The organism is Flavobacterium sp. FlaQc-28, from assembly GCF_044007415.1.
Classification (GTDB): domain Bacteria; phylum Bacteroidota; class Bacteroidia; order Flavobacteriales; family Flavobacteriaceae; genus Flavobacterium.
In genome coordinates this window covers 311,260-324,020 of sequence record NZ_JBIPCM010000004.1, presented here as the reverse complement: position 1 = coordinate 324,020, position 12,761 = coordinate 311,260, and the positions used below count along the sequence as shown (strand labels likewise).

Genomic DNA, 12,761 nt, shown 5'->3' with positions numbered 1-12,761 from the left:
ATAATTATGTAATGGCTTATAAGCTTACACTTTGTGCGTCTCTAATGTTAATCTTATCTCCATCTCGAAGTGATTGGGTTCCTTCATGTACAATAAGATCATTCTTTTTTAATCCTTTTTTCAAAATGTAAACATCATCAAGAGTGCTTCCAATAACAATATTGGTCATTTTTACAATTCCTCCTTTGTCCACCACAAAAACGAATTGCTTGTCTTGGATAGAGAAAACTGCTTTTTGCGGAATTAAAACGACATTGGTTCTTGGCTCTGAAATAATCAGTTTTCCAGATGTTCCGTGTTTGATAAAACCTTGCGGATTATGAAATTTGGCTTTGTACTGAATTGATCCTGTTTGTCTGTCGATTTCTCCATCGGCTGTTTTTAATTCTCCTGTTTGACCGTAAACCATACCATTTGGCAATACTAATTTGATATCGCCTTTGGTATTAAGACTTTTATCTGCCATCATTTGAAAGTAAATATTTTCAGGTATCGAGAAATAGGCATATACATCGTCTAATTGTGAAACTGTTGTCAGCAAAGAGCCATTTTCTACTAAACTTCCTTCTTTGAATGGGATACGATCTACAGTTCCGTCAAAAGGTGCTGTTATGGTTGTAAAACTAATTTGCTGTTTTATCGCTTTTCTCTCTGCCGAAGCATGAGCAACTTTAGCATTTGCGGCATCGTGCTTTGCTTTTGATAATTCTAATTCTTTATCAGCGATTACTTTTTTATTAAAAAGAGTTTGAGCCTGCTCCAATTCGACTGTAGCAATTCGAAGATCTGCCAATGTACTTTTGTAAACAGCTTCAGCTTTTAAAAGTTGTATTTGAAGTTCTACGTCGCTGATCTTAAAAAGAATTTGTCCTTTTTTTACTCTCTGTCCTTCGCTTACATAAACTTTATCTAGTAATCCAGGTATACGAACATGAATTTCGACATTATTTTTAGCATGTACATCAGCAACAAATCGATTTGAAACGATGGTATCTTTTACAGTTACCTTATATACAGGCAGTGTTTTTATATTTGCGGATTTTTTTTCGGCTTTATCTCCGCAAGAAGCTAGAAATAAAACAGAGAATGCGTACAAAAGGAATTGTTTTTTACTAATGCTCATAATTGTTTTTTAAAAATTACATAAATATACTGGCTCCCTATATTGATTTATAGGGAGTGGTAAATGGGTTAAATATTGAAAATAGGGAGTTTATCGTATACTGCTTATTCTTTTTAACAGTACCGTTTTAGTGCATATTTTTATAGCGCAGTTACCTTTATAAATAAATATAAAGCGGTATTCCAGAAACTTGTTTCTGTATATAAAAATAAAAAGGAATTGGGAAATCTAGAAAAGCTGGTACAAATGAAGATGTGTATGACGCTGAATTTGATATATGTTTGCTATACCATAAATCAAGCTGTCTTCAAAGACCTTAAAATGTACTAATTTGGTAAAAAATAAACTTTTTAAAATATTGCTGTCTGAAGAGACTGCACGAGATTTCATCTTCTTTTTGACTATAAAATGTATATCCAGATCTTTGGATATAATTAGTGCTGAAGGTAAAACCTCTGGTATTTCTGATGTTGAAAGAAAATCCTGACCATGACAAACTGAAAATTCAGAAGGGTGCTTAAAGTACTCTGCACTGCTTGTAAAAGTGAGCAGAAAGAGTAAAATAATACTTATGAACTTAATTTGTTTCATGCACGCAAAGCGAAGGATTACATATTTGTTGTTTGAAAAGACTGTGCTTTTCTTGATGGTGCGCCAAATATAGTAATTTGAAAAATAACCAATTCTTAAATTTTTCCAAAAAAAGCAAAATACCTAAGTCAAACACGGTTTTTTAATGAATAAGCCTCTAATTGTATATTGTATTTACAAATCGTTAACTTTTCATTTACATTCTTAACTACATTCTTATCGAAAAATATACATGTAAGATTGACTTTCAGGAATCTTTAGATTTCTCCTGTCATCATAATATTTTCTTTCACCCCTTTATTTTTGAGCATTCTAAAGTGCGACCGAACTGCATGATAAAACGGATAGGAAGTATAAGGAAGATCGTACTCTTGCGCGTAACGCATAATAATTGGTGTTATATAAGGATAATAAGTATGCCCAACACCTGGAAAAAGATGATGTGCAACATGATGTGTAAAGCCTCCGTATAAAAAATTTGCCAATTTACTATTGGTGCTGAAATCTTTAGTAACAATCATTTGATGCATTGCCCAAGTTGCTGATAAATTTCCATCTTCATCGGTTTCTGGAAAATGTGCATCTTCATCGACATGTGTTGACACGAGTGCAACAACTCCTAACATACTGCCGCACAAATGCATCGAAAACCAGCCTGCTAAAACTATATACCAAGGCTGCTTTAATACGATCATAGGAATAAAAAGCAGGTAAAATAAGTTAAGTGCTTTTGCTAAAAACAGTTTGTATATTTCTTTTTGTGGAATGTTGTCTACCACTTTTTTCACATAATTATTTCTCTTTCCAAAAAAATCTTTGAAATCCCTAATATAAATCCAATTTAAGCTGTACAACGGATAAATAAACCACATATAAATATGCTGATATTTATGATAATTGAGCAATGGACTGTTTGGAAAAATCCTTATAATGTCACTTTGTTTAATATCTATATCCCAATCGGGAACATTTGGATATGCATGATGAAGATTGATATGACGTCGTGTCCAAAGCCAATGGTTGCCACCAAAAAGCTCCAAAATATACATAAACCATTCATTATGTTTTGATTTTTTGAATAAGGCACCATGTGCAGCGTCATGAAAGGCATTTATAAAAAGTACGATCATAGTTATACCGCACAAAATATAAAAAAAGAATAATAAGGGTGTACTATTTCCAAACAGCAAAATACAGCTATAAGACAAAAAGAAAAGGACTACGAGACCTAAAGATTTAATAATATTGAATAGGTACAAGGATGAATTTTGTAGAATTGTTTCGTTTACTTCAGTTCGCATCTTCTTAAAAAAATCATCAGTACCGGCTTTTAGATACACCGGGCGTTTTAATTTTTCCATAATGGTCTTGGCTAGAAATTCTTACATCAAATTTAATAAAAAAAAGTTAAAACACACTAAAACAAAGTGTTACAAAATTAAAAAAAGACTATCTTTTTAAGCCGAAAACAAAAAAGCCGTTCAATCGAACGGCTTTGAATATTCAGTTTTTATATTTTACGCTCTAACTCTTTTCATTAAAGCTTCAATTTCAGCTTGAGAAATTTCAGGATTCGCTCCCGGTGCTTCGGTAACTAGAGCGCCAACTATCTTAAGTTTTTTTTTAAATTACTCATTCTAAATTTGTTTACTATTATTGTTATTCAAGTGGTATAATGTAAAATACTGAAACAGGTTCTATTTTTCCTTTCAGTAATTAAGTTCTATTTTATTCTGATAAAAAATAAATTACCTTAAAAATACAATATTTTGTACTGACTTAAATTCTAAATCTTAAAAATAAAATTTCATCACTAAAAGCCTGAATTATTTATTTAATTCCAGCACCCACATTTTCATTGCAGGTATCGATGTTTTTTTCAACGATGAAAACTTTTCATCTGTCACAACGTTTTTAGCTGAATTGAATCCTTCTGTCCTTTCAATATATTTCTGAAAATCAACTTCTTTAGCATCATTACTCGTATTCATAACACACATAATCGTTTGCTTTTCATCATATCTAAAATAAACATACAAACCATCAACAGGAACATAATGCATTAATTTTCCAGTGGTTAATGCCGAAGAAGTTTTTCTAAAATTAGCCAGTTTTCGAACTAAATCCTGAGTCGATTTTTCATCATCTGTTAAGCCTTTTCCTGTAAAAGCATTTTTTGCATCAGTACTCCATCCGCCGGGAAAATCACTGCGTACCAAACCGTCTGGTGCTTTAAATCCTTTAACCAAAACCTCAGAACCATAATACAGTTGCGGAATTCCGCGACAGGTTAACAGCCATTGAAAACCCATTTTTTGTTTCTCAACATTCTCACCTACAACCGAGAAAAAACGAGGCTCATCATGATTATCTAAAAGCAGTACCTTCTGCATTGGATTTTTACTCAAAAAATCACTACTTAATGTATAATACAATTTATTTACACCATCTGTCCAGCCAAATGGCTGTGTTAGCGCAGGAATAATTCCGTAATACAAACTCTGAAAATCAACAACTGATGGCAGATTACTTTTAAATGGAGTTTCTATATTATTTTGTTCAAAATAAGCTTGATTAGCAACGCCGTGAACCATAATTTCTCCAAAAATAGACATCTTTGGAAATTCATTTAAAATGGCTTCATTGCATCTATTTGCAAAATTCAAGTCATTGTAAGTATACGTATCTAAACGAACACCATCGATACCAAAAGTTTCAATATGCCAAATACAGTTCTGAATTAAAAAGTTTGCCATGTATGGATTATCCTGATTAATGTCTGGCATAATTTTATCAAACCAGCCATTACTCATTTTTTTCTGATCCGATTTTGCTCCGTATGGATCAAACAACGGCTGCTCTCTATAATTAGTTTGTGTATACTCTGGCCAGCGATGCACCCAGTCATTTTCCGGCTGATCTTGTTCTAAAAAATGATACAACCCAAAATGATTGTAAACAGCATCAAATATTAGTTTCATACCGCGTTTGTGCAGCTGATTACTCAATTCTTTATACGCTTTATCACCGCCATAACGAGCGTCAATTTTATAATGATCTGTAATGGAATAACCATGTTCTGTGCGGTTCATCATATCATTTTCCATCACAGGTGTAAACCATAAAGCAGTTATGCCTAAACCCTGCAGATAATCTAAATTTTTAATTACACCTTGCAAATCGCCTCCATGACGATCATACATTTGATTTCGGTTTAACGATTGATCTCTCATTCCTTTTACTCGATCGTTTGACGGATCACCGTTACTAAAGCGATCTACCATTATTAAATCTATAAAATCTGAAGAATTTACACCTTGCGCATATTCGGTACCATTTCCAGATCTTCGAGCATTAAGCTGCCAGTTTATTTTCTGTTTTTTTCCGTTTTTAGTGACTTCAATTAAAACAGTTCCTGCAACAGCTTCTGGCAAAATTGTAATATCTACAGCCAGATATTTTTTGTTCGAAAATTGATGTGTTTTGAGAACCTTTATCCCTGAATAATTTATACTTACTTCAGCTGATGAAAAGGCTTCATCTGTGCTTCTAATAAGTAATTGTATCGAATTTGTTTTCATTCCTGTCCACCAATTGGTAGGATAAACGTCAATATTTTTGGCATTAACAATACATGTGAAGCACATTAAAACCAAGTAAAAAAAGAATGTTTTTTTCATCTCAAGCTATTTTTAGATTAATATTACTGCCGAAAGGTATTTTTCTTCAGTATTCTAAAAAAGCAACTTATTCAAACAACATTGTTTACGTTGTAAACGACAATTTAGGTTTCAAACAAAAGCACTATTTTTACATGTATCAGAAAAACAAATAAGTAAAATGAAGATAATGGCATATGATCTTGAAAATAGATCGCTCATAATTAGATTGTATACCTTATACTGGCTGGGATATGTTTTGCTTTTTAGTTTAATTCAAGGACTGCCTGCCAATGATTTTATTACAGCATTGCGCAACGAATGGTACAGTATTTTACCTAAGATTCTATTTGTCACTATTGTTGTTGAGTTTTTAATGCCTCGTTTATTATTCAAGAAAAAAACGATAACTTTTATTACTGCCTACATTATTCTAATTCTGCTTTTTGCTTTTTTACAGCGTTTAATAGACAACTTTATAATCCTGCGTTATTACCTAACATTCTGGAAAATTGAACCTCTTTTATCAGCACCCGTCTTTTTGTATAATGTGAGCAAACTTCAATTTGTAGTTACTATACCAATAGCTTTTAAACTGTTTTATTATCTAGCCGAAGAAAAAAATAAAGTACAAACCATTTTATCAGAAAAACTGCAAGCCGAACTTTCGTCTCTTCGAAATCAGTTTCATCCGCATTTTTTGTTTAATGTGCTGAATAGTTTGTATTCTAAAATTCTCAGCAAATCAGATGATTCAGCCGAAATCGTTTTAAAAATATCCGATATCCTGCGATTTTCTATTTACGATGTCAACAACAAAAGCATCACATTAGAAAATGAAATAGATTACCTTAAAAATTATATTGCGCTGCAGCAACTGCGTTTTGAGAATCAACTCCAATTGAGTTTTAGTGTTTATGGTTCTGTAGAAAACCATTCGATAGAACCTTTTTTGATACTGCCGTTTATTGAAAACAGTTACAAATATTGTTTAGACGAAAACAATCAAGGCTGGATAACCATTTCGATTACTATAAACGATGAATGGTTAGTCGTTAAAATTGAGAACAGCCTTTCTGAAAACGCTAATCTGTATCCTGAAAATGTAAACAGCGGTATAGGAATTTCGAACGTAAAAAGAAGATTAGAACTCTTGTATCCAGACACACACGTTTTGACTATAAAAAATGAAACGGTAAGCTTTTTTGTTTCTTTAAAAATAAAAATAAAAGATGGCAGCAATTAACTGTATTATTATTGAAGATGAATTACCTGCATCAATTTTGCTGGAACTTCATATTGCCAAGTTTGATTTTTTAGATCTAAAGGGCAAATTTACCAGTGTCTCAAATGCGCAAAATGCAATCAAATCAAACAAAATAGATCTTATTTTTTTAGATATAAATCTGCCTGGAAAATCTGGAATCGAATTTGCCAAAAGTCTGCCCTCAGAAACAGCAGTAATTTTTACAACAGCATATACAGAATACGCCGTTGAAGGTTTTGAAATTGAAGCTGTAGACTATATTCTAAAACCAATCTCATTAGAACGTTTTACAAAAGCCATAAGCAAATACTCTAAAATAAGAGAATCAAACGAAATAGTCTTACATTCTAAAAGTCAAGAAACAGATCGTGCTTTTATCTTTGTAAAATGCGAACGAAAAATGGTTAAACTTTTCCTTGATGAAATTTATTATTTTGAATCTCAAGGAAATTATTTACTGATTTATACCTTGTCAGAATGCTACAAAACTTACCAGTCTATAACCGAAATGGAAGATAAATTGCCTGAAGGTTTGTTTTTGAGAATTCATCGCTCTTTTCTGGCTGCCATAAAAAAAATATCCAGCTATAATGCAAACCATATCAATATTCAAAATAAGCAATTGCCAATTGGACGTTTTTATAATTCTGCCGTTTCTAGTTTATTGAACTCTCTAATTCAAAAATAAAAGCCAATATATTTTTGTTCACAATTCTACTTCGACTGCTTCCTTTATCAATGATTTGCAAAAGGCAGTGTTTATTGCTTAAATAAACATTTTCATTCCTAAAATCTTAGTTTTTTAATTCAAATTGTTTAACAAAATACCACAAATAATCACCTATCAAATAGTTAATTAAAATCATTATTTCATTTTTTTTTCATTCGTTAAGCGCCTATTTATGCGCTATTGCAATTTATTTAAAAAAAAACTCACTTTTTGAGGTAACAAATAATATAGCACCGCATCAAAAGGTAAACTTTAAAATTTAACGTTATGAAAACTAAATCAATTTTAATTATCGCATTTATACTTCTTGTTTCAAAATCTGTTTTTTCTCAAACCGCTTTTAAGGTAGATGTAAAAGGAAAAGGAGCGCCTGTTTTATTATTTCCTGGTTTCGGCTGCACGGGAGAAGTTTGGAATGAAACAGTAGCCGAACTTTCTAAAAATTACGAATGTCACATTTTTACTTTTGCAGGATTTGGGAATGTTCCTCCAATAGAAAGTCCGTGGTTATCTACAATAAAAGACCAAATTATTTCCTATGTAAAAACTGAAAAATTAAAAAAAGCTACCTTAATTGGTCATAGTTTGGGTGGTACTTTGAGTTTATGGTTAGCATCAGAAGAACCTAATTTATTCAAAAAATTAATCATTGTTGATGCCTTACCTTCAAGTGCAGCTTTAATGATTCCTAATTACAAAGGAGAAACAATTCCTTACGACAATCCGCAAAGCAAAATGATGCTGGCTATGGATCAAAAAACATTCAGCGCAATGAATTCACAATCGACTTCTTATATGTGTTTAAACAAAGAAAAGCAAAAAACGATCAACGAATGGATGAATGCAGCCGATAGAAAAACCTATGTTTATGGTTACATCGAAATGCTTAATTTAGACTTACGTAAAGAAATTGCCAAAATTAAAATTCCAGTAGTAATTTTAGCAGCAACAAATCCAGATCTTAATACAGTACAAAACACATATAAAACTCAGTATGAAAATCTGCCAGCCATTAAAATTTATTACGCCGCAAACTCGGCTCATTTTGTAATGTATGATCAACCAGAGTGGTTTATAGAAAAAGTAAAACTAGAAATACTATAAGGTGGCTGAAAAAGAACAATTTAACGATATATACAACAAACATTACAATAAAGTGTTTCGTTTGTGCAAAGGTTATTTTTGTGGAGATATTTCACTGGCTTCTGATGCTGCTCAAGAAATTTTCATTAAGGTATGGGAAAAATTAGACACATTCCGAAATGAATCCAGCATCAGCACTTGGATTTATAGAATTACCGTAAACACTTGTCTTCTTTATTTACGAAAATCATCTTCTAAAAAAGAAATTAGAACAGACAGCTTTCCTCAGCTCGTTACAGAAACCTACTCAAACGAAAAAGACGAACAGCTTCAACAAATGTATCAATGCATACAAAAGCTTGAAGAAACAAATAAAATAATCATTCTGATGACTTTAGACGGAATAGAATATCCCGAAATATCAGAAGTAATAGGAATAACCGAAGAAACACTTCGCGTTAGAATCCACCGAATCAAGAAAAGTTTAACTCAATGTGTACAAAATGAAAACATTTGAAGAATTACAAAATATTTGGGATCAGCAGGCAGAATCCAATATAAAGCCAGCTGCCGAAGATATTATTAAAAAAGCTGAGGCACACACTAAAAAGATTAAACGCAATCATTTTTGGACTAGAATAATTTTGAGTCTGACCGCAGTAATATTGATCTATTATTATATTTGGGTAGGTGCTTATAAACAAACACTATTCAATTTTGGATTGTGCATTATGATTACGATGCTTTTATTTCGCGTAGTCTTAGAATGGATTAGTGTGAAAAAATTGGAAAACTTAAAAACGGACACGACCTTAATTGAATACAGTAAACTGGCTTCTCAATTTTACCAATGGAGAAAAAAAATCCACTACATCTGCACGCCTATAATCTACCTGACTTATGTTGTTGGTTTTACGTTTCTTTTACCTGTTTTTAAAGAAAATTTTTCTAGAGGTTTTTACTTTTATATCGTGATAAGCGGATTTGGTTTTTTATTGCTTTTTGGACTATTTATGGTAAGGATAATAAAAAGAGAAATACAGCTTTTAGATTTCTTAAAAAACATTTATTAAAAACTACTATTCTAAATTCGCTAAAATTCTAGTTTTTAAAGAAACTTCTACTATTTGTCACTATACAGATTTTACATTCAACAAAAGGAACAATTTCATGTTTTGATAAATATATTGTATAACAAAAGCCACTCAAATTGAATGGCTTTTGTTGTATATTTAGAAAGAGTATTTTACCCCAATTATTCAACTGTGCTTTTTGATTTAGGATAAAATCTGAATAATGGGATTAAAGGCTTTTGAGGCGACAAGCACTTTTTGCCCTATTTTATAATTTGCTATTTCATCTTCTGTCGCAACGACTTTTATAATATTATTTCCTGACGATACTTGTACGACATAAATAATATCACTTTTTATAATGCTGATTATCTCTCCCGATATTTGAAATTTACTGCTTATTTTCTTTTCAGCAAATACCTCATTTGGCGTTCCTTGTTTACTAATTTTACCTTTGTCGATAACAACTACCTTATCCGAAAGTTTAAAAATTTCGGCCGCTGAATGGCTGATCATCAAAGTAGTTAATTTATATTTTTGATGAATTTTTAAAATATAATCCTGAAGCTTAAATCGCATTTCATCATCTAAGGCCGAAAGAGGCTCGTCTAACAACAAAATCTCTGGTTTACGAACAATCGCTCTTGCCAAAGCTACACGTTGTTTTTGTCCTCCTGATAAATTTTGCGGTTTACTATTTTGAAGCGACTGCAATTCCATCAGCTCTATTAATTCAGTAACAATTTCGTTTGAATCATTTTTAGATAACGCAAACTCCAAATTTTCTTTAACCGTCAGATTCGGAAATAAAGCAAAATCCTGAAAAACGAATCCTATAGAACGTTTTTGAATTGGCAGATGAAACTTTTTTAAAGAATCATCCCAAACTTCGTCTCCTACTTTTATGTATACTTTCTCTGCCTCAGTAAGTCCTGCTAATATTCTAAGAATGGTAGTTTTTCCAGCTCCAGAATTACCATAAACAGCAATAAATTGACCTTTTTCAAAAGTCAAAGAAACATCCAGCGGCAAGTCACCGTCAGCGGTTTGAAGCATTTTATAGGCATTAAACTGTATCATTAATAAAGTGTAGTTTTTCTAGATTTATTATTAATTAAATGAACAGTAAGCAAAATAAGAAAAGAGAATACAAACAAAATCCCTGCATAAACATTAGCATTAAAATAATTCATCGATTCTACTTCTTCGTAAATCGCAATCGAAACTACTTTAGTTTCTTCAGGAATACTTCCACCCACCATTAAAACTACGCCAAACTCTCCTATTGTATGTGCAAAAGTCATTATAATTCCAGTAAGCAGCGACGCTTGTATATTGGGCAGTAAAATTTTTGTAACGGTTACAAACCTTGATTTTCCAAGAGTAAAAGAAGCTTCCTGAAGTGCAGGCGGCAAATTTTTTAATCCAGACAAAATAGGATTAACCATAAAAGGCAAACTGTATAAAACCGAAGCTAAAATTAATCCTTGAAAAGTAAACACCAATCGAAGATCAAAATAATCAGATAAAAATTTTCCAAAGGCATTTTCTGGACTAAAGCCTATTAAAAGATAAAAACCTAAAACCGAAGGCGGCAAAACCAAAGGAAGACTTATCAAGGCTTCAATAACCGCTTTGAACCGAAATCTACTATAAGACAACCAATAACAAAGTGGAACAGCCACAAAAAAAAGTATTATTGTGGTAATCAAAGCCAATTTTGCCGTAAGCCATATGGGTTCTAAATTAATCATGTGCAGACAAGCTTACTTCGTTTGTTTTTATTAAAGCCAATACCGTATCATTTTCTTTTAAATCTAATTGTTCACAAGCATTTCTTGTTATAATAGATTTTATAACCTGCTGTTCATACACCAAATTAATCTGACACAAAATCACTCCTTTTTGAATAGATTCAATACGGCATAAAAGTTTATTCTGCGTACTGATATTCGGATTTAAATCTTTAGAAATTACTACTTCCGTTTCTTTAAAAATAACTTTCACAGGATTCTCTATTTTTAAGTAATCAGAAGTTTCTGGTGTATCGAGAACAATCGTAGAAAAAGCAACATCATTTGATTGTACTCTCACAAGCGAAATACCTTCATGAGATTGAATTTGAGATATGATTCCGTTTAGTATATTCATTGTGTTTTTGTATCATATCCATAATACTTTAAAATAGCAATTGCTTTTTTTGAAGATATGAAATTATAAAACTTGACCGCACTGGCCTTTCCTTTTGCATTTTTCAAAATTACGCAGCCCTGCTCTAACGCTGTATGGCTCTTTTGCGGAATAATATAGTATTTTCCTCCTTCTTTTTTCATGTTTGGAGTCAGTACAAGCGATAAAGCAGTGATTCCAATATCGGCATTTCCCGTTGTGATAAATTGAGTGGCTTGGGTAATATTTTCGCCAAAAACGAGTTTGCTTTTTACTTTGTCATAAATTTTATAAAATTTCAAGCTTTCAACTGCTTTTTCTCCATAAGGCGCAGTTGCAGGATTTCCAATGGCTATTTTGCGAATATCTGTGCTTAAAAGACTGTTTATTTTGCTTTTACTCGGATCTGTTTTTTTGCTCCAAATCACCAATTTTCCGGTTGCATACATTTTAATTTTAGAACCGGTCAATTTTTTCTCTTCCAATTTTTTGGGATAATCCATATCTGCCGAGAAAAATAAATCAAACGGAGCACTGTTCGAAATCTGTTCAAAGAACTTTCCTGAAGCACCATAGGTAATCTGTGCATTCATACCTGGATTTTGAATTTTAAAAACGGTATTTATCGAGTCCAAAGCAATTTTTAAATTGGCTGCCGCTACAATTGTAATTTTTTCCTGTCCTTGTACAGTTCCAAATGTCAATACTAAAAATGCTGTTACAATAAACAAATGTCTTTTTCGAGCTTTCATCTCTGTCTGTTCTGTTAGTATTGTAAAAGTAAGTATTCTAAGGCAGAGTAGAAAAATCTAATTTGTTTTAAAAGTAAAATTATCCGTTCAAGTAATTAAAATCTTCTTATAATTTTCAATAACCCCATTATCTCAGGTAGAAATGTAGAATATTCTCTTTTCAGAATAACTAATACATATACTTAATTAATTGCTAGTCCACGGGTTTTAGTGTTGATCCCAAAAAGAACAATTTTCAGGTTTTGATAAATGGTACAAAACAAAAAAGCCACTCAAATTGAGTGGCTTTTGTTGTGATCCCAGAAGGATTCGAA

The 12,761-nt window shown here is 31.9% G+C and carries 13 protein-coding genes; 5 read left to right on the top strand and 8 right to left on the bottom strand.

Annotated elements, in window-relative coordinates:
- Nucleotides 1-16: 16 nt before the first annotated feature.
- From ACHRVL_RS13345 to ACHRVL_RS13330, 4 genes are all read right to left on the bottom strand, one after another.
- Nucleotides 17-1,123 (bottom strand): efflux RND transporter periplasmic adaptor subunit, encoded by a 1,107-nt coding sequence (locus tag ACHRVL_RS13345; RefSeq protein WP_089052784.1) that lies wholly within the window; start codon nt 1,121-1,123, stop codon nt 17-19.
- A gap of 228 nt (nt 1,124-1,351) precedes the next feature.
- Nucleotides 1,352-1,714 (bottom strand): hypothetical protein, encoded by a 363-nt coding sequence (locus tag ACHRVL_RS13340; RefSeq protein WP_129054942.1) that lies wholly within the window; start codon nt 1,712-1,714, stop codon nt 1,352-1,354.
- A gap of 257 nt (nt 1,715-1,971) precedes the next feature.
- Complete coding sequence (locus ACHRVL_RS13335) at nt 1,972-3,075, bottom strand: fatty acid desaturase family protein (RefSeq protein ID WP_395413534.1); 1,104 nt, start codon at nt 3,073-3,075, stop codon at nt 1,972-1,974.
- A gap of 465 nt (nt 3,076-3,540) precedes the next feature.
- On the bottom strand, nt 3,541-5,394 hold the full coding sequence (locus ACHRVL_RS13330) for an alpha-amylase family glycosyl hydrolase (RefSeq protein WP_395413531.1): 1,854 nt from the start codon (nt 5,392-5,394) through the stop codon (nt 3,541-3,543).
- 160 nt (nt 5,395-5,554) lie between these two features.
- Between ACHRVL_RS13330 and ACHRVL_RS13325 the strand changes: the two genes are divergently transcribed.
- The 5 genes from ACHRVL_RS13325 to ACHRVL_RS13305 all read left to right on the top strand — a co-directional run bounded on the left by ACHRVL_RS13325 (nt 5,555) and on the right by ACHRVL_RS13305 (nt 9,526).
- Nucleotides 5,555-6,619, top strand: a complete 1,065-nt coding sequence (locus ACHRVL_RS13325) for a sensor histidine kinase (RefSeq protein ID WP_395413528.1) — start codon at nt 5,555-5,557, stop codon at nt 6,617-6,619.
- Nucleotides 6,606-7,328: a LytR/AlgR family response regulator transcription factor gene (locus ACHRVL_RS13320; protein ID WP_395413525.1), complete on the top strand. Its 723-nt coding sequence runs from the start codon at nt 6,606-6,608 to the stop codon at nt 7,326-7,328. The genes ACHRVL_RS13325 and ACHRVL_RS13320 overlap by 14 nt, the downstream gene beginning before the upstream one ends.
- Before the next feature lie 309 nt (nt 7,329-7,637).
- Nucleotides 7,638-8,474 carry an alpha/beta fold hydrolase gene (locus tag ACHRVL_RS13315; protein ID WP_395413522.1) on the top strand — a complete coding sequence of 279 codons (837 nt, stop codon included), beginning with the start codon at nt 7,638-7,640 and terminating at the stop codon, nt 8,472-8,474.
- 1 nt (nt 8,475) lies between these two features.
- Complete coding sequence (locus ACHRVL_RS13310; protein ID WP_395413519.1) at nt 8,476-8,970, top strand: RNA polymerase sigma factor; 495 nt, start codon at nt 8,476-8,478, stop codon at nt 8,968-8,970.
- Entirely contained in the window at nt 8,957-9,526 is a 570-nt protein-coding gene (locus ACHRVL_RS13305; protein WP_395413517.1) for a hypothetical protein, read from the top strand. Before ACHRVL_RS13310 ends, ACHRVL_RS13305 begins: the two co-directional genes overlap by 14 nt.
- A gap of 204 nt (nt 9,527-9,730) precedes the next feature.
- Here ACHRVL_RS13305 and ACHRVL_RS13300 read toward each other — a convergent pair whose 3' ends face one another.
- Genes ACHRVL_RS13300 through modA form a run of 4 tightly spaced genes read right to left on the bottom strand, consistent with a single transcriptional unit; the run spans nt 9,731 to nt 12,447 of the window.
- Nucleotides 9,731-10,606: an ABC transporter ATP-binding protein gene (locus tag ACHRVL_RS13300; RefSeq protein WP_395413514.1), complete on the bottom strand. Its 876-nt coding sequence runs from the start codon at nt 10,604-10,606 to the stop codon at nt 9,731-9,733.
- Nucleotides 10,606-11,280 carry a molybdate ABC transporter permease subunit gene (gene modB / locus ACHRVL_RS13295; RefSeq protein WP_395413512.1) on the bottom strand — a complete coding sequence of 225 codons (675 nt, stop codon included), beginning with the start codon at nt 11,278-11,280 and terminating at the stop codon, nt 10,606-10,608. The genes ACHRVL_RS13300 and modB overlap by 1 nt, the downstream gene beginning before the upstream one ends.
- Entirely contained in the window at nt 11,273-11,677 is a 405-nt protein-coding gene (locus ACHRVL_RS13290) for a molybdopterin-binding protein (RefSeq protein ID WP_395413508.1), read from the bottom strand. The genes modB and ACHRVL_RS13290 overlap by 8 nt, the downstream gene beginning before the upstream one ends.
- Nucleotides 11,674-12,447: a molybdate ABC transporter substrate-binding protein gene (gene modA / locus ACHRVL_RS13285; RefSeq protein WP_395413505.1), complete on the bottom strand. Its 774-nt coding sequence runs from the start codon at nt 12,445-12,447 to the stop codon at nt 11,674-11,676. The genes ACHRVL_RS13290 and modA overlap by 4 nt, the downstream gene beginning before the upstream one ends.
- Nucleotides 12,448-12,761: the final 314 nt, after the last annotated feature.

Coding starts and splice junctions, on each gene's coding strand:
- ACHRVL_RS13300 (WP_395413514.1), bottom strand. CDS start 10,606: ATGATACAGTTTAATGCCTATAAAATGCTTCAAACCGCTGACGGTGAC.
- ACHRVL_RS13345 (WP_089052784.1), bottom strand. CDS start 1,123: ATGAGCATTAGTAAAAAACAATTCCTTTTGTACGCATTCTCTGTTTTA.
- ACHRVL_RS13305 (WP_395413517.1), top strand. CDS start 8,957: ATGAAAACATTTGAAGAATTACAAAATATTTGGGATCAGCAGGCAGAA.
- ACHRVL_RS13320 (WP_395413525.1), top strand. CDS start 6,606: ATGGCAGCAATTAACTGTATTATTATTGAAGATGAATTACCTGCATCA.
- ACHRVL_RS13315 (WP_395413522.1), top strand. CDS start 7,638: ATGAAAACTAAATCAATTTTAATTATCGCATTTATACTTCTTGTTTCA.
- modA (WP_395413505.1), bottom strand. CDS start 12,447: ATGAAAGCTCGAAAAAGACATTTGTTTATTGTAACAGCATTTTTAGTA.
- ACHRVL_RS13340 (WP_129054942.1), bottom strand. CDS start 1,714: ATGAAACAAATTAAGTTCATAAGTATTATTTTACTCTTTCTGCTCACT.
- ACHRVL_RS13330 (WP_395413531.1), bottom strand. CDS start 5,394: ATGAAAAAAACATTCTTTTTTTACTTGGTTTTAATGTGCTTCACATGT.
- ACHRVL_RS13290 (WP_395413508.1), bottom strand. CDS start 11,677: ATGAATATACTAAACGGAATCATATCTCAAATTCAATCTCATGAAGGT.
- ACHRVL_RS13335 (WP_395413534.1), bottom strand. CDS start 3,075: ATGGAAAAATTAAAACGCCCGGTGTATCTAAAAGCCGGTACTGATGAT.
- ACHRVL_RS13325 (WP_395413528.1), top strand. CDS start 5,555: ATGAAGATAATGGCATATGATCTTGAAAATAGATCGCTCATAATTAGA.
- modB (WP_395413512.1), bottom strand. CDS start 11,280: ATGATTAATTTAGAACCCATATGGCTTACGGCAAAATTGGCTTTGATT.